The organism is Klebsiella sp. JB_Kp042 (assembly GCF_040065275.1).
GTDB lineage: Bacteria > Pseudomonadota > Gammaproteobacteria > Enterobacterales > Enterobacteriaceae > Klebsiella > Klebsiella quasipneumoniae.
On sequence record NZ_JBEAJL010000027.1, the window covers coordinates 113,409 to 132,887 of the forward strand.

18 protein-coding genes and 2 pseudogenes are annotated in these 19,479 nt (G+C 57.8%); 7 read left to right on the forward strand and 13 right to left on the reverse strand.

Going from position 1 to position 19,479, the window contains the following annotated elements; translation table 11 throughout:
- Positions 1 to 3: 3 nt before the first annotated feature.
- Positions 4 to 2,262, reverse strand: coding sequence for a catalase HPII (gene katE, locus ABLV54_RS10555; protein ID WP_050533935.1), 2,259 nt, complete (start codon positions 2,260 to 2,262; stop codon positions 4 to 6).
- Between the two features lie 190 nt (positions 2,263 to 2,452).
- On the opposite strand from katE, the gene cedA reads away from it, so the two are divergent.
- Positions 2,453 to 2,707, forward strand: coding sequence for a cell division activator CedA (gene cedA / locus ABLV54_RS10560; RefSeq protein WP_008807754.1), 255 nt, complete (start codon positions 2,453 to 2,455; stop codon positions 2,705 to 2,707).
- A gap of 57 nt (positions 2,708 to 2,764) precedes the next feature.
- Here cedA and ABLV54_RS10565 read toward each other — a convergent pair whose 3' ends face one another.
- The 4 genes from ABLV54_RS10565 to hxpB form a co-directional block, all read right to left on the reverse strand.
- Positions 2,765 to 4,156: an L-cystine transporter gene (locus ABLV54_RS10565; protein ID WP_023289308.1), complete on the reverse strand. Its 1,392-nt coding sequence runs from the start codon at positions 4,154 to 4,156 to the stop codon at positions 2,765 to 2,767.
- Positions 4,157 to 4,291: 135 nt separating this feature from the next.
- The gene (locus ABLV54_RS10570; protein ID WP_023289309.1) at positions 4,292 to 4,882 is read right to left on the reverse strand and encodes a metal-dependent hydrolase; all 591 of its coding nucleotides are present in this window, start codon (positions 4,880 to 4,882) and stop codon (positions 4,292 to 4,294) included.
- Between the two features lie 91 nt (positions 4,883 to 4,973).
- Positions 4,974 to 5,735, reverse strand: coding sequence for a 2-dehydro-3-deoxy-D-gluconate 5-dehydrogenase KduD (gene kduD / locus ABLV54_RS10575; protein WP_032452531.1), 762 nt, complete (start codon positions 5,733 to 5,735; stop codon positions 4,974 to 4,976).
- Between the two features lie 149 nt (positions 5,736 to 5,884).
- Positions 5,885 to 6,553 (reverse strand): hexitol phosphatase HxpB, encoded by a 669-nt coding sequence (gene hxpB, locus ABLV54_RS10580; protein WP_017898668.1) that lies wholly within the window; start codon positions 6,551 to 6,553, stop codon positions 5,885 to 5,887.
- Between the two features lie 186 nt (positions 6,554 to 6,739).
- Between hxpB and ABLV54_RS10585 the strand changes: the two genes are divergently transcribed.
- Positions 6,740 to 7,276, forward strand: coding sequence for a YniB family protein (locus ABLV54_RS10585; RefSeq protein ID WP_023283571.1), 537 nt, complete (start codon positions 6,740 to 6,742; stop codon positions 7,274 to 7,276).
- A 29-nt stretch (positions 7,277 to 7,305) separates the two neighbouring features.
- On the opposite strand, the gene yciA is transcribed toward ABLV54_RS10585, so the two are convergent.
- The 4 genes from yciA to ABLV54_RS10605 all read right to left on the reverse strand — a co-directional run bounded on the left by yciA (position 7,306) and on the right by ABLV54_RS10605 (position 9,588).
- Entirely contained in the window at positions 7,306 to 7,704 is a 399-nt protein-coding gene (gene yciA, locus ABLV54_RS10590) for an acyl-CoA thioester hydrolase YciA (RefSeq protein WP_002901629.1), read from the reverse strand.
- A 107-nt stretch (positions 7,705 to 7,811) separates the two neighbouring features.
- The gene (locus ABLV54_RS10595) at positions 7,812 to 8,351 is read right to left on the reverse strand and encodes a septation protein A (RefSeq protein ID WP_050533934.1); all 540 of its coding nucleotides are present in this window, start codon (positions 8,349 to 8,351) and stop codon (positions 7,812 to 7,814) included.
- 54 nt (positions 8,352 to 8,405) lie between these two features.
- Entirely contained in the window at positions 8,406 to 9,149 is a 744-nt protein-coding gene (locus ABLV54_RS10600) for a YciC family protein (protein ID WP_050533933.1), read from the reverse strand.
- Between the two features lie 25 nt (positions 9,150 to 9,174).
- Entirely contained in the window at positions 9,175 to 9,588 is a 414-nt protein-coding gene (locus ABLV54_RS10605; RefSeq protein WP_023289312.1) for a YkgJ family cysteine cluster protein, read from the reverse strand.
- A 269-nt stretch (positions 9,589 to 9,857) separates the two neighbouring features.
- On the opposite strand from ABLV54_RS10605, the gene ompW reads away from it, so the two are divergent.
- Entirely contained in the window at positions 9,858 to 10,496 is a 639-nt protein-coding gene (gene ompW, locus ABLV54_RS10610; protein WP_050533932.1) for an outer membrane protein OmpW, read from the forward strand.
- A 78-nt stretch (positions 10,497 to 10,574) separates the two neighbouring features.
- Here the strand turns inward: ompW and ybiX are convergent, their stop codons facing one another.
- The 3 genes and pseudogenes from ybiX to ABLV54_RS10625 form a co-directional block, all read right to left on the reverse strand.
- Positions 10,575 to 11,252 carry a PKHD-type hydroxylase YbiX gene (gene ybiX, locus ABLV54_RS10615; protein ID WP_050533931.1) on the reverse strand — a complete coding sequence of 226 codons (678 nt, stop codon included), beginning with the start codon at positions 11,250 to 11,252 and terminating at the stop codon, positions 10,575 to 10,577.
- A 48-nt stretch (positions 11,253 to 11,300) separates the two neighbouring features.
- A complete protein-coding gene (locus ABLV54_RS10620; RefSeq protein ID WP_023289315.1) occupies positions 11,301 to 13,586 on the reverse strand; it encodes a catecholate siderophore receptor Fiu in 2,286 nt (761 codons plus the stop codon).
- Between the two features lie 302 nt (positions 13,587 to 13,888).
- Positions 13,889 to 14,226: pseudogene (locus ABLV54_RS10625) on the reverse strand (short-chain dehydrogenase); the annotation flags it as partial.
- A gap of 162 nt (positions 14,227 to 14,388) precedes the next feature.
- Between ABLV54_RS10625 and ABLV54_RS10630 the strand changes: the two are divergent.
- Positions 14,389 to 14,653: pseudogene (locus tag ABLV54_RS10630) on the forward strand (helix-turn-helix domain-containing protein); the annotation flags it as partial.
- A 47-nt stretch (positions 14,654 to 14,700) separates the two neighbouring features.
- Here the strand turns inward: ABLV54_RS10630 and ABLV54_RS10635 are convergent.
- Positions 14,701 to 15,609, reverse strand: coding sequence for a LysR family transcriptional regulator (locus ABLV54_RS10635; protein ID WP_004203855.1), 909 nt, complete (start codon positions 15,607 to 15,609; stop codon positions 14,701 to 14,703).
- Positions 15,610 to 15,736: 127 nt separating this feature from the next.
- Here ABLV54_RS10635 and ABLV54_RS10640 point away from each other — a divergent pair, with 127 nt between their 5' ends.
- Genes ABLV54_RS10640 through ABLV54_RS10650 form a run of 3 tightly spaced genes read left to right on the forward strand, consistent with a single transcriptional unit; the run spans position 15,737 to position 19,412 of the window.
- Positions 15,737 to 17,047, forward strand: a complete 1,311-nt coding sequence (locus ABLV54_RS10640; RefSeq protein WP_348814082.1) for an MFS transporter — start codon at positions 15,737 to 15,739, stop codon at positions 17,045 to 17,047.
- A 14-nt stretch (positions 17,048 to 17,061) separates the two neighbouring features.
- Positions 17,062 to 18,150 (forward strand): tartrate dehydrogenase, encoded by a 1,089-nt coding sequence (locus tag ABLV54_RS10645; RefSeq protein WP_004203857.1) that lies wholly within the window; start codon positions 17,062 to 17,064, stop codon positions 18,148 to 18,150.
- Between the two features lie 2 nt (positions 18,151 to 18,152).
- On the forward strand, positions 18,153 to 19,412 hold the full coding sequence (locus tag ABLV54_RS10650; RefSeq protein ID WP_050533930.1) for a glycerate kinase: 1,260 nt from the start codon (positions 18,153 to 18,155) through the stop codon (positions 19,410 to 19,412).
- Positions 19,413 to 19,479 lie beyond the last annotated feature (67 nt).

Below are 19,479 nucleotides of genomic sequence, written 5' to 3' on the forward strand. Positions count from 1 at the left end.
TTGCTACGCCGGAATAGCGGCGATTTTCGGGCTTCTCGACCACACCCGGTGGGCCGTCATCAGGGCGAGCAGTTTATCTGCCGCCGGGGTGTCGAGAGCATCGGTAACGATGACGCCCTCTTCGCCCTGGGCCGGGACCTGGAGAACCGACGTTAACTGCCGCGCATCGCCTGCCAGCAGGATCGGCTTCAGGTGCTTATAGGCCTCCAGCAGGTAGTAGCGCGCATCGCCGCTCTGGCTCAGGGCGCTGAGGTCGCCGCCGGGCACCACCACGGCATCCACCGTCAGCGATGGGGAACCGGCAAAGGTGCCGGCGATCGGCACGGGAGAACCATCGTCGGCGATGACCTCGCCCATCCGCGAATAGAGCAGTTTACTGTGCACGCCCTGGGCCTGTAGCGCCTGCAGGAGATGGACCAGGTCCTGCGCCGAGGTACGCTCATTGAGCAGCACCGCCACCACGCGACCTTTCACATCCCCTTCGGCGTCCGCATAGAGGCTGAGGGTGGGATCTTTCTCCACGCCGTTGACCGGGGAGGGCAGAGTGAGGCTGCGCTGCTCATCGCTCAGTTCAATACCTAAATTCGCCCCGACCGCTTCCGCCAGCCGGGTATCAATATGGGCCAGGTGATCGACCACCCGCTCGCGGATCCAGGTGCGGACCACTTTGCTGAGCTCGAAGCTGAAGCCATCGATAATATGCTGCTGCTCAATCGGCGTCTGGCTCAGCCAGAACAGACGCGGCTGGGCGTAATATTCGCCGAATGAAGGGCTGCGCTGGCGGATCTTCTCACCGTCGACGCGCTCGGCAAGGGACTCGAAACCGCCGCGTTTGGCGGCTGGCGGCGTCTCGCGCGGCCAGTTGTCGTTGATCGAGTTGGGTTCGTAGTTGGCCGGGTTGGTGTCAATCTCCATCCGGTGCATACCGTCGCGCTGGAAGTTGTGGTACGGGCAGGTTGGCCGGTTGATCGGGATTTCATGGAAATTCGGTCCGCCGAGGCGGCTAATCTGCGTATCGGTGTAGGAAAAGAGACGCCCCTGCAGCAGCGGATCGTTGCTGAAATCGATGCCCGGTACGATATGCCCGGGATGGAAGGCCGCCTGTTCGTTCTCGGCAAAGAAGTTGTCCGGGTTGCGGTTGAGGACCATTTTGCCGACCCGTTGCACCGACACCAGCGCCTCAGGGATCAGCTTGGTGGGATCTAACAGGTCGAAGTCAAAATCAAATTCGTTCTCCTCGGGGATCAGCTGCAGCCCGAGCTCAAATTCCGGGTAGTCCCCGGCTTCAATGGCCTCCCACAGATCGCGGCGATGAAAATCGGGGTCACGGCCGGTCAGCTTCTGCGCTTCATCCCACACCAGCGACGCCTTGCCGGCGACCGGTTTCCAGTGGAAGCGAACAAAGGTGGCTTTGCCCTCGGCATTGATCAGGCGGAAGGTGTGGATCCCGAAGCCTTCCATGGTGCGATAGCTGCGCGGGATGCCGCGATCGGACATCGCCCACATCACGTTGTGCAGCGTTTCCGGCTGCAGGGAAACGTAGTCCCAGAAGGTGTCGTGAGCGCTTTGTCCCTGGGGGATGGCCCAGTGGGGCTCAGGCTTCACGGCGTGGACAAAGTCGGGAAACTTCAGCGCGTCCTGAATGAAGAAGACCGGGGTGTTGTTGCCGACGAGGTCAAAAATCCCCTCGTCGGTGTAAAACTTGGTGGCGAAGCCGCGAATATCGCGAACGGTGTCCGCCGACCCCGCGCCGCCCTGCACGGTGGAGAAGCGCACAAAGACCGGGGTGATTTTATCGGCTGCCGAGAGAAAATCGGCTTTGGTCAACGCTGTCAGGCTTTTGTAGGGCTGGAAGTAACCGTGGGCCGCTGAGCCGCGGGCATGTACGATACGCTCCGGAATTCGCTCATGGTCGAAGTGGGTGATCTTCTCCCGCAGAATGAAATCTTCCAGCAGCGTTGGGCCGCGGGCGCCGGCGCGCAGCGAGTTCTGATCGTCGGCAATGCGCACGCCCTGGTTGGTGGTCAGCGGATAGTCTTCTCCGCCTTTGCGCTGCGGCTCCAGGGCGTCAAGTTTGCTGCTGTGGGTATCAGGCGCTTTCAGGCTGCCAGGGGCGGTCGGTTCAGCGCCAGGGGCGGTGGGTTTCGGCGTGGGGCGCCACTCCCGGTCATCCGGCGCCAGCGAGTCGAGACCCGGCTGCGCTTCCTCGCTGCCGTGAACCGGTGCCTGCTGGTGGTGCGGGTTTGGGTGCTTATCAGACATTGCTCGTCTCCTGCTTTCATTGCTAAAAGTGGTCGTTGATAAACCAAAACCCTTCTAACTATAGAACATTACGCTGGCTGCGCCCGGCGAGGGGGCAGGGAGTTATCCTAAAATGCGCATCGGCGGCAGGGGGGCGACGAACGGGGGCACGATCGGCTATGATAGAGGTTTCTGTTTCCCGCTTTGCTTAGTGAATCCATTTGTTATGAAACCATTGCGCCAACAAAATCGCCCTGTCATTAGCTACGTGCCGCGCGTGGAGCCTGCGCCCCCGGAACATGCCGTGAAAATGGACCATTTTCGCGATGTCTGGATTTTGCGCGGGAAGTATGTCGCCTTTCTGCTGATGGGGGAGCATTTCCGCCGTTCACCGGCGTTCAGCGTGCCGGAGTCGGCGCAGCGCTGGGCTAACCAGGTGCGTCAGGAAGGTGAGATTGAAGCCTGAATCTGCTGCAGAAATAAAAAAACCGCTGATTATCAGCGGTTTTTTTGTGCTTACCGTTTAGCGATGCGCCAGTTCGGCCTCTTCTTCGCTATCGAAAATCGACTTGTCGGTCTGGCGCAGCCACTGGCTGGTCAGCGTCCCGGCGGTCATGGAGCCGTTAACGTTCAGCGCGGTACGCCCCATATCGATCAGGGGTTCGACGGAGATCAGCAGCGCCACGAGGGTCACCGGCAGGCCCATCGCCGGCAGGACGATCAGCGCGGCGAAGGTGGCCCCGCCGCCCACCCCGGCGACGCCCGCCGAGCTGACGGTGACGATGCCCACAAGGGTGGCAATCCACATCGGATCCAGCGGGTTGATGCCTACGGTCGGTGCGACCATCACCGCCAACATGGCCGGGTAGATACCGGCGCAGCCGTTCTGACCAATGGTGGCGCCAAAGGAGGCGGAGAAGCTGGCAATCGACTCCGGTACGCCGAGACGACGGGTCTGCGCTTCCACGTTCAGCGGAATGGAGGCGGCGCTGGAGCGGCTGGTGAAGGCGAAGGTGATCACCGGCCAGACTTTACGGAAGTACTTCAGCGGGCTGATGCCGTTAATCGCCAGCAGCAGGCCGTGAACGACAAACATGATGCCCAGCGCGATGTACGAGGCCACCACGAAGCCGCCAAGCTTGATGATATCCTGTAGATTCGACCCGGCAACCACTTTGGTCATCAGCGCCAGCACGCCGTAAGGGGTCAGCTGCATCACCAGACGAACCAGCTTCATCACCCAGCCCTGCAGGGTATCGATGGCGGTCAGTACGCGCTGGCCTTTTTCCACATCCTCTTTCAGCAGCTTCAGGGCTGCGACGCCGAGGAAGGCCGAGAAAATGACGATGCTGATGATCGAGGTCGGGTTAGCCCCGGTGAGGTCAGCAAACGGGTTCTTCGGCACGAAGGAGAGGATCAGCTGCGGGACGCTGAGATCGGCCACTTTACCCACATAGTTGCTCTGAATGGCGTTCAGACGGGCGGTCTCCGCGCTGCCCTGGACCAGCCCCTCGGCGGTGAGGCCGAACATGTTGGTCACCAGCACGCCAACCAGGGCGGCGATCAGGGTGGTGAACAGCAGAGTACCGATGCTCAGGAAACTGATTTTCCCCAGCTGCGAGGCATTGTGCAGGCGGGCCACGGCGCTAAGGATTGACGCGAAGACCAGCGGCATAACGATCATTTGCAGCAGCTGGACATAACCGTTGCCGACGATATTGAACCACTGGATGGAGTCTTTCAGCACCTGGCTGTCAGACCCATAGATCAGCTGTAGCGCCAGACCGAAGATCACGCCAATCGCCAGGCCGACCAGGACCTTCCTGGCCAGGCTCCACTGTTTATGGCGAGTTTGCCCCAGCGCAAACAGCAATACGGCGAACACGACTACGTTCGCTATTAATGGAAAGTTCATCCCCGTTCTCCTGATATTTTTATAACCTGGGCTGGTGGATAACCAGCTCTTATGACCGCAAGGTTAGCAGAAGGCGTTATCAAGGACTTATATTCAAATGGAATGGGTTATAACCAAATGGCGTTTTCTGCCGGTTTATCGCCCACTCTGGTGACTTATGAAGCGATTGAAGGTGATCTGCAGGGAATTAATCACCCCGGAAGACCAGCGTATCGCGCTGTTGTCCGCCAGCGTCTGCGGCATCCAGACGGCATAGACGAACAGCGCCATGCATAAGGCGCGCTCCAGCTGGTTGCCTTTGCGCGGCGCAAGGATCGGCAGCCGGAAGCGCCAGCGGCAGGGCCATAGCAGCGGCACTCCGGCGGGGGTGAGCATATCGGCGAGAATGTGGCTGAGATAGCCCAGCACCAGGCCCTGGAGGGCGTCCGCCGGGACAATCCAGCTGTCAGGCACCTTGAGGTAGAATAGCGTCAGCGCGCCAAACACCGCCAGCAGGCTGTGGGTGAAGCCGCGGTGGCCAAAGGCCCGCGCCACGGGCCTGGAGATCCAGCTCAGCCGCTGGCCAAGAAACGACTTTGGGTGATCGATGTCCGGCAGCAGGCAGGTCAAGACCGCGGAGGGCACAATATGCCACCAGTCGCCCTGCGCCAGCACCGGCGTTAACTCTGCGTTTTTGGCAAATACTGCGCAGGCGATTGAAAAGAAGAGATGGCCTTCCGCCGTCATGATAACACACCCTAAACTGTCGATTCATACAGTATAGGGTTTTTATACAGTGCACGGAAGAGGTGACGGTGTAACTCTTTGTCACAAATTCTCAGCGCGCCAGCCATCCGCCGTCGACGGCCAGGGTATAGCCATGAATATAGTCGGCGGCGGACGAGGCGAGAAACACCGCCGGCCCCTGCAGGTCACCCGGCACCCCCCAGCGACCGGCGGGGATACGCTCAAGGATTGCCTGGTTACGCTCTTCATCTTCGCGCAGCGCCTGGGTGTTATTAGTGGCCATATACCCGGGCGCAATGGCGTTGACGTTGATACCCTGACCAGCCCATTCGTTGGCCAGCAGGCGGGTCAGGCCCAGCACGCCGCTTTTCGAGGCGGTATAAGAGGGGACGCGGATCCCGCCCTGAAACGAGAGCATCGAGGCGATGTTAATAATTTTCCCGCCTTCACCCTGGCGAATGAACTGCCTGGCGACCGCCTGGCAAAGGAAGAAAACCGCTTTCAAATTCAGATCGATGACCGCGTCCCAGTCGCTTTCCGTGAAGGTCAGGGCGTCATGGCGGCGGATAATCCCGGCGTTGTTAACCAGAATATCGACCCGGCCCATCGCCGCCACCGCCTGGTCGACCAGAACGGTCATATCATCCTGATGGCTGAGATCCGCCTGAATGGCATGAAAGCGGCGGCCCAGCGCCTCAACCTGCGCGGCCGTGTCGTGGGGAATTTTGCGGTTGATGCCGACGATATCGCATCCGGCCTGCGCCAGGCCCAGCGTCATTCCCTGTCCCAGGCCGGTATCGCAACCGGTCACGATGGCGACCTTACCCGTCAGGTCGAAGGCGTTCAGTACCATATTCACCTCTGCGTGCTGATCTTCAGGCGTACGATGACGCCACCTGTGCCCAGCATAGAGGCAGGAAAACAAAATTACAATTAAAATGAAACGCTGTTTTGATTTTATTGCCGGCGGCGTGACGGCGATCGCGTCAGCCGCCAGCGGCCTTACCCGAGCAGCGCCTCGACGGTCAGGGCCTGCAGTGACGGCAGCTTGACGTCCGCCAGCACAAAGCGCGGGTCGCGGCTGTTCTCCGCTTCCGGCACCACGATAGCGCGCATGCGCGCAGCTTTGCTGGCGATCATGCCGTTGACCGAGTCCTCCAGCGCGACGCAGCGCTGTGGGTCGACCCCGAGGGCGGCGGCGCAGTTGAGATACACCTGCGGGTGCGGTTTGCTCCAGGGCAGATGCTCCGCCGAGGCGAGGGCATCAAACTGATCGCGCAGCTCGAACATATTGAGCACTTTCTCCAGCATCACCAGCGGCGAGGCTGAGGCCAGCCCAACCTTCAACCCCTGGGCTTTACACAGGGCCACCGCCTCGCGCACCCCCGGCAGCAGCGGACGTGAGGCTTCCACCAGTTCAATGGCGCGACGGATAATGCGCGCGGTGGCTTCCGCGCGGTCCACGCCGCGCCACGGCTGCTGCGCGTACCACAGATCCACCACCAGGTCGATTCGCAGACCCAGCAGGTCGGGCAGTTCATCGCGACGGCGGGTATCCACCCCCAGGCTCTCCATGACCTCGACCTCCGCCTGATCCCAAAGCGGCTCAGAGTCAATCAGCAACCCGTCCATATCAAAAATCGCAGCCTCAATGCGGCGCTTCGCTGACATATGTCCTTCTCCTGTTGCGTAATCAGATAAACGAATCGGCATTCATGGTATATCATACCGCGCGTTATTGGGCGAAATTCGCCGTGGAAGATAGACTTATACCCGACACATTCGGGTAAGCGAGGAGCGCCTGCGCCACGCAACGGGCGGCAGGCGAAACTAACGCGTCTTTAACAAGGGGAACTCATGACGTACCAACAAGCTGGACGCATTGCGGTCATCAAACGTATTTTGGGATGGGTCATCTTTATTCCCGCCGTGCTGTCGACGCTGATTTCTGTCCTCAAATTTATGTATGAGCACAGTGAAAAGAAACCCGGCATTGACGCGGTAATGATGGATTTTGCGCACGTCATGATTGAGATGATGCGCTTTAACACGCCGTTCCTGAACTTTTTCTGGTACAACTCACCGCTGCCGGATTTCCACCACAGCCTGAACATCGGCTTCTGGATTATCTTCATTCTGGTGTTCGTCGGTATGGCGCTGCAGGCCTCCGGCGCGCGGATGGCGCGGCAGGCGAAATTTCTCCGCGAGGGGATTGAGGATCAGCTGATCCTCGAGCAGGCGAAAGGCGCGGAAGGGTTAACTCGCGAGCAGCTCGCCGAACGCATTGTGGTGCCGCGACATACGATCCTGGTGCAGTATTTCCCGCTGTACGTGCTGCCGGTGATCGTGATTGTCATCGGCTACTTTTTCTTCTCGCTGCTGGGCTTTCTCTAAGTCAGGTGCCCGGTTAGCCGGGCGCCATCTTATTCCGCCGGCAGAGGGCGTGGTTTACCCTGATTATCGACGGCAACGTAGATAAACAGCGCTTCCGTCGCCTTGTAGCGCTGGCCAATCGGTTCTGAAGAGACTTTTTTCACCCACACTTCGATGTTGATGGTTACCGAGGTATTGCCGCGCTTCACGCAGCGGGCATAGCAGCACACCACATCGCCGACGGCCACCGGACGTAAAAAGGTCATCCCATCCACGCGCACGGTCACCACGCGACCCTGGGCGATCTCTTTGGCCATAATGGCGCCGCCGATATCCATCTGCGACATCAGCCAGCCGCCAAAAATATCCCCGTTGGCATTAGTATCCGCCGGCATTGCCAGGGTGCGTAAAACCATTTCGCCCTTCGGGGCGAGATCTGTTGTTGTCATGCTCTACTCTGTTGTGGTCAAAGACGATCAGCGGGATGCTACTATGAAAACGGCGGAGAGAGAATAGGGGATAGCGCCCGCGGAGGCGGGCGCAGGCTGCCGGGGAATTAGTGGTGGTCGTCCTGCGGCATATGGCGGTAGATGTAGATCCCGCTCAGCAAGGTAAAGACCAGCGTGAGAGCGGTTAAACCGAAGACCTTAAAGTTAACCCAGATATTCTGCGGCAACCAGAAGGCGATATAGATATTAGCCAGCCCACAGAGGATAAAAAACGCCGCCCACGCCAGGTTTAGACGCGACCAGACCTGCTGCGGCAGGGTCAGCTCTTTACCCAGCATGCGCTGGATAAGCGGCTTTTTCATTACCCACTGGCTGAACAGCAGCGCGCCGGCGAACAGCGCATAGATCACCGTCACCTTCCATTTAATAAACTCATCATTGTGGAAGAAGAGCGTTAATCCGCCGAAGACGGCCACCAGCACGAAGGTGATCAGCGCCATTTTTTCGATTTTACGGTAGCGCACCCAGCTGTAGATCAGCACGATGGCGGTCGCCACAATCAGCGCCGTGGTAGCGACGTAGATATCGTAAAGCTTGTAGAAGGCGAAGAAGACCACCAGCGGTAAAAAATCCAGAAACTGCTTCATACATCGATCCCGTCTGTCAGGACGGACCGGGAAATTCCCCGGTCCAGGTTAAAATTAGCTACGGATAAGCATATACACGCGGAATAAATAGATCAGCAACAGGGCGGAAATCAGGTTGCTGATGGTGTTGATGACCACCGCGCCGACGTTCGGCGTCAGCACGGCAAAGCTGGAAGCGAACAGCAGCAGCAGGGTTTTCGCCATCAGCCAGCCGATAATGGCCGGCGCCACCAGCCGCAAATTGGCCCAGGCCAGACGCATGCTGCTGCGCATGGCGCTGAGGATGCCCATTTTGTCCTGCACCAGCATGATCGGCGCAAAGGCCAGCACAATGGCCAACAGGACGCCGGGCACCAGCACTAACATCATCCCCATCTGCACCAGGAAGGTGGTGAAGAGGATCAACAGCAGCAGCTTCGGCAGCACCGGCGCCGAGGCGCCGATAGCGCGCAGAGCGCTGACGCGATGACCGGCAGAGACCAGCTGGATGAGCAGCAGGACGCCGCCGGCGAGGATCGCATTGCCCACCAGACCCGAGAAGGTCGATGCCGCCGAGGCGCGCAGCAGAACCTGCTGCTGCTCCGGCGTCATATTCTGCACCAGCTCGAACAGGCCTGCGCTACCGGCGAGGTTATCGCCTTCGCTGAGTATCGACAGCTGCTCGTCGCTGGGTGAAAAGGCATGGCCAAGTACTACCGTAATGAACGCGCACAACAGCGCAATCAGCAAAATGGTAATGAACTGATTACGAAAAAAATTCCCGGTGTCACGGTAGACGGACTTCGCCGTGATAGACATGCATTCTCCTTGAGTGTCGCAGGTGTTAACTAGCCGGCGATTGTACCGCAAATCGTTCCGTCGTAGCACTCTCTGCGCCGGTCAGGGCAGGTATATCTTTGTAAAGAGGCCGCAATGGCGGCAGGCCATAGCGCGCTCGCGCCCGGTTGCAGGCGTCGTTTTCCTCGCCATCTTCCCCGGACATGGCGAATTCGCGACATGGCGAGGGACGGTTTTCATAGATAGTGCAGTGGACGGCGTCGCCGATCTCGCCCGATAGCGCCGCGCAGCGGCCCTGGCGTTGATTGGTGCCGCTCATGCAGCGCAGGAAAGGGGTTAGCGGCTCGGTCAGCGCGGAGGGCACCAGGCCCCCCGCGTCGTCGGCTTCCGCCCAGTAGAAAGAGACACGAAAATACGCACAACAGGCACCGCACGTCATGCACGGGTTGATTTCACTCATAATTACACCTGAAAAAAACGCATCAACACAGATTGTCGGCAGTTAACTTATCCAGCCGCCTCAGCGGCGGCAAGAGGGGCAGAAATAATTTTTTTCGTGAAAAGTGAAAATTGATGTGCGACCGATTCAGCGTATTGCGATCGGTATCAAAAATTAATCTGGATCAATAAATGTTAAATCTAAGGTTTTAGTGTGATCTAAAACAGATCAAACGTAACTCGTTATAGGTATATTTGGCCGCGCTGAAAAACCATAATGAGGAAGTGGATATGAAGAAGTTAGCAGCGGCGGCATTAATTCTAAGCACTCTTTCCACCGGCAGCGTCTGGGCGCATGAAGCGGGTGAACTTTTCATTCGCGCCGGGACCGCCACCGTCCGACCGACGGAGGGCTCTGACAATGTGTTAGGCAGCCTTGGCGGTTTCAACGTCAGTAACAACACTCAGTTGGGTTTAACCTTTACCTATATGGCGACCGATAACATCGGCGTGGAACTGCTGGCGGCAACGCCGTTCCGCCATAAGGTTGGTACCGGGCCAACCGGCACCATCGCCACCGTCCATCAGTTGCCACCCACCCTGATGGCGCAGTGGTACTTTGGCGATGCGCAAAGCAAGGTGCGCCCGTACGTGGGAGCGGGGATTAACTACACCACCTTCTTTAATGAAGACTTTAACGATAACGGCAAGGCGGCCGGGCTTTCCGATCTGAGCCTGAAGGACTCCTGGGGCGCGGCAGGGCAGGTCGGCCTCGATTACCTGATTAACCGTGACTGGCTGCTGAATATGTCGGTGTGGTACATGGATATCGATACCGATGTGAAATTCAAAGCCAACGGCGTGGACCAGAAAGTCAGCACCCGCCTGGATCCGTGGGTGTTTATGTTCTCCGCAGGCTATCGGTTCTAACGCCTGCTGCAAACTGGCCAGCGGACGGCCAGTTTGTTGCCTCCTCACTCCTCCCTGCGATACCCCTTCGCCTGCGGATCACACTTCCGTCCACTGGCGCAGCAGGTTGTGATACATATTGAGCAGGGAGAGCACCTCTTCTCCGTCGCCAAAGCGCGTTTTGAGCGACTGGATCGTGCGGTCCAGGTCGTAGAGCATCGCGCGCTGCTTATCGTCGCGGACCATCGACTGGATCCACAGGAAAGAGGCCTGGCGTACGCCGCGGGTGACCGGGGTGACGCAGTGCAGGCTGCTGGCGGGATAGAGCACCAGATGCCCGGCCGGGAGCTTCACCCGATGCTGGCCATAGGTGTCTTCAATGACCAGTTCGCCTCCCTCATAGCTTTCCGGTTCGCAGAGAAACAGCGTCGCCGATAAATCGGTCCGCATCCAGCCCGCTTCGCCGTTCTGACGCACCGCGCCATCGACATGAAAGCCGTAGGTCTCCCCCGGCCCGTAGCGATTAAACAACGGTGCGGAAATCGTCCGCGGCAGCGCGGCGGAAAAAAACTGCGGATGGCCGCGCAGCGCGTCGAGTACGGCGGCCTGCAGACGGTCGTACAGCGGCGTGCGGGTATCGATCTGTTGGTTTTGTTTGACGGTCGCCCCCTGGCTGCCGACGGTAACCCGCCCGTCAACCCATTCGGCCTGCGCCAGCAGGCGGGCATATTCAGCCACCTGGTCCGCCGTTAGCACGTCAGGAATGTGATACATCATTGCGGTGTCCTCTCAAAAAGGTGGGGCGCGATGGCCCCACATACAGACTCAGAAATGGACGTTCGCCGTCAGCATAAAGGTACGGGGTTCGCCCGGATGATAGCGATAGCCGCTCTTGTTGATGGAAGCCACGTAATCGGTATCAAACAGGTTGTACATATTGAGCTGCAGATCGAGGTTGCTGTTGACCCGATAGCCCAGTTTGGCGTCGGCGACCCAGTAGCCCTCGGTGTGATCCGGGGTACCGACCGCGCCATCGCTGCCCCGGCGCAGGCTTCCGACATAGCGCACGCCGCCGCCGACGGACAAATCGCTGGTGGCCTGATACTGCGTCCACAGCGTAAAGGCATGTTTCGGGGTGTAGGCCAGCGCGGAAGAGCCATCCTGCGCCACATTCTGCCCCTCTGTCACCTTGGCATGCTGCTGGGTGTAGCCGGCGATGATCGTCCAGTCCGGGGTCAGGTTCCCGGTCGCGGAGAGCTCATACCCCTCCACGCGTTTTTTGCCGTATTGCGACCAGGTTCCGTCATCGTTAGCGGCCACTTCGTTTTCAATATCGGTACGGAATAACGCCGCGCTGAGCAGCAGGCGTTTGTCGAGGATCTGCCACTTGGTGCCCAGTTCGCTGGATTTCGCCTTCTGCGGTTTAAAGTCGGTCCGGTTGGCGCTGTTGCCGCTGCCGCTGGCGGCCAGCGCGAAGCTGCTGCCCCCCGGCGGTTGCTGCGAGATGGCATAGTTGACGTAGATATTGCCCTGCTCGGTTAAGCGATACAGCGCCCCGGCCTTCCAGTTAACCAGGTTACCGGATTTGGCGGTATCGACAGTGGTGACCGGGCTGCCGGTCGACTGTCCTGGCGGGCAGGCGACAGCCCCGCGTCCGCTGCCGCCGCAGGCGGTGGCGCTGTCATATTTGGTATGGTAACTGTCGAGACGCAGCCCGCCGTTGACCTCAACCCGATCGGTCAGCGCCAGCGTATCGAAGGCATAAATGCCGAAGGTATCGGTCTGGCCGTTGGCGTTCGCCCCGTTTCTGTCCAGCCCGCCAATCGACAGGCTGCTCACCGGATGATAGAGATTCACCGCCGGGGCGGTGAGGGCGTTGACGCCATAGTTGGTCTGGTTTTCCCGGGTAAACTCCACGCCGGCGCTGACGTCATGGCCTATCGAGCCGGTATTGAAGGTCGAGGTGATATTGGTCTGGTTGGTCAGAATGCGGTTGCTGACATCTTTGGTATTAACCAGCCGTGACCAGCTCCAGGTGTTGACGTCATTGATGTCGGGGGCAGTGATATTGCTCGCGCCGCCCATCACCGCAGTCAGAAGATACTCCTGCTTCACCCGCGACCAGCGGGTGGTATTGCGCACGGTGGTATTGTCCGTCAGATCGTGTTCGAAGCGCAGGGTGCCGCTGTCGGTGGTGGATTTATCGTAATCGGAGTCGGTGCCATAGAAATTGCTGGTATTGACCTTACCGGCGGAATTGAGCGCGGCATACTTCGGCGAAGGCGCTGAATAGCCCGGCAGGCCGACGGTGGGGATGCCGCCATCCGGGGTGTTGTTCTGCCGGACGTGGAGATAGTTCAGATACAGACGGGTGGGCGTATCGAGGCCAAAGGCCAGCGACGGAGCGATGCCGTAGCGCTCGTTCTCAATCTTATCCCGGCCGGCGTCGTGAGTTTTTTCGCCCATCAGGTTGAGGCGAAACGCGGCGTTGTCGCCGAAGGCCTGGTTAAGATCAAGGGTACCCCGGCGCGACCAGGCGCTGCCGATGCTGGCCGAACCGTCGATCCCGGAGTCAAGGCGCGGCTGCTTGCTGATCATATTGATCGAGCCGGAGGGGGCGCTGCGGCCATAGTCTGTGCCGGCGGGCCCTTTGATGACTTCCACCTGCTGGGTATTGAAGGTATCCCGCGTCACGCTGCCGATATCGCGAATGCCGTCCACATAAATACTGTTGGAGGTGTCCACACCGCGCATAAAGATGGCGTCCCCGGTGGTTGAGCTGCCATTCTCCCCGGCGTAAAACGCCCCAACGCCAGGGACGTTTTTGAGGGCGTCAGTCAGGTTGGTGACGCCCTGATCTTTAATGACCTGTTCGGGGATCACGGTGATGGTGCGAGTGGTATCCACCAGCGGTTTATTAAACTTGGGATCGGCGGAGGCCCCGGGAGAATAAAGCGAAGGCGGGGCGGCTTCCACCACCAGCGTCTCTTCATTATTTTTGACTGATTTTTCCGCTGCCATGCCGGTTGCCGGCGCGGCCCCCAGACACAGACCCGTAAACAATGCCAATGAGTTGAAACTGCCAAACGGCAGAGAAGCGTTTTTTTCCATGATAAATGCAGGCTTATTTTTTGTTATTTGCACATATCACGCCGCGCAAAAGCGACGTTATTCGTCGTCTGGCTTGCGCTGACCCGGCGTGACTCTATAAATGATAAAAAGAATAGTTATCATTCGCCTTAATATTTACACAGAAAAGTTGACGTTTAAACTGATTTCTTCACCACCGTTTACAAATTTCATAAATTTTGAACAAAAAAGGCGGATTAGCTCGGCAAAGGCGGCGGGACAAAGCGGTACATAGCGTGATGACCCTGGGTCAATGACGCCCGGAGGCAGGCGTCCCGGCGGGCTTACCAGGGCACCGTGCGGCCCTGGTAATCCGGAAACTCCAGTCCCGGGCGCCGCTGCTTGTCGAGCAGGACGTTCACCAGGCATGGGATGGTCTCTTCGATGGTCAGGGGGCGTCGGCCCCGCCGAGCTCGGTGCGGATCCATCCCGGAGCCATCACTACCAGCGGGTGGCAGGCCGAGGTGGGGCGAGCGGCGAAGCTGCGCATGAACATATTCAGCGCGGCTTTACTTCCGCGGTAGAGCTCCCGCTGGCCGCCGAGATTGTTCGTCAGACTGCCCTGGCCGGAGGACATCACGCCCAGCAGCCCCTGCGGCTTGACTGCCCGCTGCGGCAGCTGGTGCGTGAGGTGTGTTGTGAGTAAAAAAAAGCCCGCACAAGTGCGGGCAAAAATACTGGAAGCAATGTGAGCAATGTCGTACTGAATACCTGAGTTATTTACTCAACTATTCAGTAATGAGAAAGATAATATTTCTCATTTAAGATATCAACCCCATCTTTTGTGCGGAAGCGATTTTTATCCAAGGGTAAAGACCGTGCGCTGCTGGATATCAGCAGCGTGATGAACCAGCCGGTGCGCGATGAGCAGATCCTCCAGGCGGCCGGCGTCCAGCTGGAACAGATGCTGTTTCCGCTGCTGGTGGCGGTAGGGCGCCATGGCCCGGTGGGGGGGAGAGCTGGCGGATCATTTAGGGCGCGATAACACCACCGCCAGTCGCCAGGTGAAGAAACTGGAAGCCCAGGGGCTCGCCTGTAAGCAACCGAACTAAATTCTCGCGTGTTGCCGCCCCGGCGCAACAATCATCTTTTTCCGTCACAAATCACGGGTCAGCTCGTCGATGTTGTCGGAAAGTATCTCCAGTAGGGATCGCAAATAGATAGTGTTATTTCCCTGATGCCACATCGCGCTGAGGGGAAGGCCTTCGATATGTTTTTTGGGCGCGAGCTTAAGGTATTTCACGCCGTCCGCATTCATATCTTTATATGACGCAGGCACCAGAGCGATGCCCAGTCCAGCGGCAACAAAACTCAGGATAGTCTGCTTCTCTTCGGCATACTGCGCGATGACAGGCATGCTGCCACCCTCCTTGAAAATATTCATTGTCAGGTCATGGCTGTGACGCCGGGTGCCTCTTTCCGGCACGATAACCGGCTCGTGTCGGAAGTCATCGATACTGACTTCGTCATAACTGACCAGCCGGTGGTTAGCGGGCACGGCCAGCACGCAGGTTTCATTGGCGATAAAACGTGTTGTCAGCGTGGCATCAATATGTTCCGGCGGACGTACAAAGACCACATCCAGCCATCCTGAAATGAGTCGAGGGATAAGTTTATGAGATTTATCTTCCGTAAGATGAATGTCTGCCTCCGGAAAACGCCTGACGAAAAGATTAAGCAGTTCAGGAAGTAATCCTTTGGCTGCGCTATCGATAGCTCCGATCCGCAACGTCCTTTTCTGCAACAGGCTATTTTTCCGGAATCGCTGCCGTAGCGCATCGAAATCAGCAATGACCGTTTTGGCCTCATTTAAAAAGGCGGCACCTTCAGGCGTTAGCGACACATTGCGGGTCGATCGATTCAGTAGTCTTATCCCCAAATCATCTTCCAGCAGTTTTATGAAGCGACTCAGTGACGCAGGCATCATTTCAAGTTTACGGGCAGCACGGCCGAAGTGAAGCTCATCACCCAATACCACAAAGCAACGTAGCTGATTTATATCCATTTTTTCACCAAAACCTGATTATGCAAATTATTTATATAAAGCCATGCCGATGATAAAGCGGTTCAAAACTTCATACTGGGTTTATTACAAAACGATAACAACCCTACATCACTATGGAGCATCCGTCATGAAAAACGACCTCGAAAAGAAGGTGATGCGCAAGGTTACCCTGCGCATTATTCCTTTCATCATGCTGCTGTACTTCATTGCCTTCCTCGACCGTGTCAACATTGGCTTTGCCGCCCTGACCATGAATCAGGATCTGGGTTTTTCACCCACCGTTTTTGGGCTGGGCGCCGGCATCTTCTTCCTGGGGTACTTTCTGTTTGAGGTGCCGTCAAACTTAATTCTCCATAAAGTAGGCGCCCGCATCTGGATTGCCCGCGTCATGATCACCTGGGGCCTGGTCTCTGGCTGCATGGCTTTTGTGCAGGGTACGACGAGCTTCTACATTCTGCGTTTTCTACTCGGTGTAGCGGAAGCCGGTTTCTTCCCGGGAATTATCCTTTATCTCTGTTATTGGTTCCCGGCAGCCAGACGCGCGCAGGTTACCGCCATCTTTATGGCCGCAGCCCCGCTCTCTACAGCATTGGGATCGCCTGTTTCTGCCGCCCTGCTGGAGATGCATGGCTTTCTCGGCTACGCCGGCTGGCAGTGGATGTTTGTGCTGGAAGCCTTGCCAGCGCTGATACTCGGCGTTGTGGTTCTGTTCTTTCTTACCGATCGTCCGGCCAAAGCCAAATGGCTGACTGACGAAGAGCGTGCATGGCTGGAAAACACCATGCAGGCCGAGGAGCTGGCCCGGGCGGCAAAACAGAACCACAGCAGCGCATGGAAAGGACTGGCGGATAAGCGGGTACTGGCTCTGGCGCTGGTCTATTTCGGTACTTCTGCCGGCTTGTACACACTTGGCATCTGGTCCCCGCAAATCATCCGCAGCTTCGGTGCTACCTCACTGGAGATTGGCTTCCTCAACGCCTTCCCGGCGGTCATCGGCGTCATCGCCATGATCCTGTGGGCGCGGCATTCTGACCGCACCAGAGAGCGCAGCTGGCATGTGATTGGTGCCTGCCTGCTGGCAGCAGCCGGTCTGATTTACGCCGGTAACGTCAGCACACTGTTTACCGTGATTGTTGCCTTAACCCTGGTCACCGCAGGCATCAGCGCCTCGAAACCGCCCCTTTGGAGTATGCCTACCGTGTTCCTCAGCGGCCCGGCTGCGGCCGCGGGTATTGCCACGATTAACTCCATCGGCAATCTGGGCGGCTTTGTCGGCCCGATGATGATTGGCGTGATCCGCGAGCAGACCGGTAGCTACACCTGGGGCCTGTACTTTGTCGCCGGACTGCTGGCTATTTCGGCCCTCATTGTCCTGATCCTTTCTGCCAGGGCGGGTAAACCGCAAACGGCAGAACTCACTCATCCTCATACTCATTAACCGGAGAATTTACTATGCGTAACTATAAAATTGCCGCCATACCTGCCGACGGTATTGGTCCTGAAGTCATCTCGGCAGGTGTTGAAGTGCTGCATGCACTGACACGCCACGATCCGCAGCTGAAGTTTGATGTGGAGACTTTTGACTGGGGGTCGGACTATTACAAAAAACATGGCGTGATGATGCCGGAAGAAGGGCTGAACACACTAAAAAAATTTGATGCCATTTACTTCGGCGCGGTGGGCGCACCGGATGTCCCTGACCACATCACACTCTGGGGTCTGCGCCTGCCAATTTGCCAGGGGTTTGACCAGTACGCCAACGTGCGTCCAACCAAAATCCTGCCGGGTGTCACCTCACCGCTGCGCAACCGCGGGCCCGGCGATCTTGACTGGGTGATTGTGCGCGAAAACTCCGAAGGTGAGTATTCCGGTAACGGCGGCCGTGCACACCGTGGCTTACCGGAAGAAGTCGGCACCGAGGTGGCCATCTTCACCCGCGTCGGGGTTACGCGCATTATGCGCTATGCCTTCAGACTGGCGCAGTCTCGTCCACGTAAACTGCTGACCGTGGTGACTAAATCCAACGCCCAGCGCCATGGTATGGTGATGTGGGATGAGATTGCCGCCGAAGTGGCGCAGGAATTCCCGGATGTGCAGTGGGACAAGATGCTGGTCGATGCGATGACGCACCGCATGACGCTGCATCCCCAGACCCTGGATACCATCGTTGCCACCAATTTGCATGCCGATATCCTTTCCGATCTGGCCGGCGCGCTGGCGGGCAGTCTGGGCGTAGCGCCGACCGCCAATATTGATCCGGAACGCCGCTTCCCTTCCATGTTCGAACCTATCCATGGTTCAGCTTTTGATATCACCGGCAAAGGCATTGCTAACCCGATAGCAACCTTCTGGACTGCGGTACAGATGCTTGAACATCTGGGAGAGCGTAACGCCGCGGCGATGATTATGGAAAGTATCGAATATGTTTGTGAGAAAGGCATTCTGACGCCAGATGTCGGTGGAACGGCCAGTACCGCGGACGTCACCCGCGCTGTAGTGGAATTTATCGAAGCCAGAGCAAATATCGCCGAGACTGTATAACCATGATAAATGAACAGCCTGCAGAGATCCTGCAGGATATTTTTCAGCATGCTGTCGACAGCGCCCGAGCCGGGCCTGCGATCCTGTCTAACCTGCCGGAAAAACCGCGTGGCCGCTGCGTGGTAATCGGTGCCGGTAAAGCCTCGGCGGCAATGGCAGCGGCTGTTGATACAGCCTGGCCGGATGTGGATGTGTCTGGCGTGGTGGTGACGCGTTACGGTTACGCGGTGCCTGCTGGTCGCATCCGGATTATCGAGGCTGCTCATCCGGTATCGGATTCGATGAGCGAAGTTGCCGCCATGCTGATTGTGGAAGCGCTGCGCGGATTGACCTCTGATGACCTGGTGCTGGCGCTCATTTCCGGTGGCGGTTCGGCGTTGATGGCGCTGCCCGCACCAGGATTAATATTGAAAGATAAGCAGGCCATTACCCGCGCGCTACTGCACAGCGGTGCCAATATCAAAGAGATGAATCTGGTACGTCGTCATCTCTCCGCGGTGAAAGGCGGCAAGCTGGCAAGAATGGCGCAACCGGCCCGTATTGTGTCACTGATTATCAGCGATGTGCCAGGGGATAACCCGGCAGATGTGGCATCAGGTCCTACTGTCGCCGATGACAGCACGCCGCTTGATGCGCTTCGGGTACTTCAGCGCTACGGTATTCAGACCCCGGAACCTGTTCATAAACTGCTAAGCCAGCCGGCAGGCCCGGTTGAAAGCGCAGTGAACAGCGAAGTAAAACTCATTGCCACGCCGCAGCGGGCTTTGCAGGCTGCCGCGCTGGCTGCGTGCAGACACGGACTGACGCCGCTTATTCTCGGCGATGCGTTAGAAGGCGAAAGTCGTGAAGTGGCCATTGTTATGGCCGGGATTGCTAAATCCGTGAAGCAATATGGTCATCCGGTTTCCGGTCCGGCAGTGCTGTTGTCGGGGGGCGAAACCACCGTGACGGTAAGTCAGGGTCAGCACGGGAAAGGGGGTCGTAATACTGAATTTGCGCTCAGTCTGGCCTGTGCGTTGCAGGGAGAAAGCGGTATATGGGCAATCGCTGGCGACAGTGATGGTATCGACGGAACGGAAGATGCAGCAGGTGCGCTGGTATTCCCGGACACGATAACACGCGGCAAAATGGGTGGTCTAAATGCGGCTAGTTATCTTGATGCACACGACAGCTATAGCTATTTTCATGCGCTCGATGACCTGGTAATGACCGGCCCAACGCTAACCAACGTAAACGATATTCGGGCAATATTGATTGCCTGACCTATCGCTCTCCTGTACCAGGGAGAGCGATATTTTTACTTTCAACATGGTGCAAATCTTCGGTATC

Coding starts and splice junctions, on each gene's coding strand:
- yciA (WP_002901629.1), bottom strand. CDS start 7,704: ATGACAACAACAGATCTCGCCCCGAAGGGCGAAATGGTTTTACGCACC.
- kduD (WP_032452531.1), bottom strand. CDS start 5,735: ATGGTACTGAACGCCTTCGACCTGACGGGTAAGGTCGCCATCGTGACC.
- ybiX (WP_050533931.1), bottom strand. CDS start 11,252: ATGATGTATCACATTCCTGACGTGCTAACGGCGGACCAGGTGGCTGAA.
- ABLV54_RS10595 (WP_050533934.1), bottom strand. CDS start 8,351: ATGAAGCAGTTTCTGGATTTTTTACCGCTGGTGGTCTTCTTCGCCTTC.
- ABLV54_RS10600 (WP_050533933.1), bottom strand. CDS start 9,149: ATGTCTATCACGGCGAAGTCCGTCTACCGTGACACCGGGAATTTTTTT.
- ABLV54_RS10620 (WP_023289315.1), bottom strand. CDS start 13,586: ATGGAAAAAAACGCTTCTCTGCCGTTTGGCAGTTTCAACTCATTGGCA.
- hxpB (WP_017898668.1), bottom strand. CDS start 6,553: ATGTCAGCGAAGCGCCGCATTGAGGCTGCGATTTTTGATATGGACGGG.
- ABLV54_RS10605 (WP_023289312.1), bottom strand. CDS start 9,588: ATGAGTGAAATCAACCCGTGCATGACGTGCGGTGCCTGTTGTGCGTAT.
- ABLV54_RS10570 (WP_023289309.1), bottom strand. CDS start 4,882: ATGACGGCGGAAGGCCATCTCTTCTTTTCAATCGCCTGCGCAGTATTT.
- ABLV54_RS10650 (WP_050533930.1), top strand. CDS start 18,153: ATGATAAATGAACAGCCTGCAGAGATCCTGCAGGATATTTTTCAGCAT.
- ABLV54_RS10640 (WP_348814082.1), top strand. CDS start 15,737: ATGAAAAACGACCTCGAAAAGAAGGTGATGCGCAAGGTTACCCTGCGC.
- ABLV54_RS10585 (WP_023283571.1), top strand. CDS start 6,740: ATGACGTACCAACAAGCTGGACGCATTGCGGTCATCAAACGTATTTTG.
- ABLV54_RS10635 (WP_004203855.1), bottom strand. CDS start 15,609: ATGGATATAAATCAGCTACGTTGCTTTGTGGTATTGGGTGATGAGCTT.
- ABLV54_RS10565 (WP_023289308.1), bottom strand. CDS start 4,156: ATGAACTTTCCATTAATAGCGAACGTAGTCGTGTTCGCCGTATTGCTG.
- ompW (WP_050533932.1), top strand. CDS start 9,858: ATGAAGAAGTTAGCAGCGGCGGCATTAATTCTAAGCACTCTTTCCACC.
- ABLV54_RS10645 (WP_004203857.1), top strand. CDS start 17,062: ATGCGTAACTATAAAATTGCCGCCATACCTGCCGACGGTATTGGTCCT.
- katE (WP_050533935.1), bottom strand. CDS start 2,262: ATGTCTGATAAGCACCCAAACCCGCACCACCAGCAGGCACCGGTTCAC.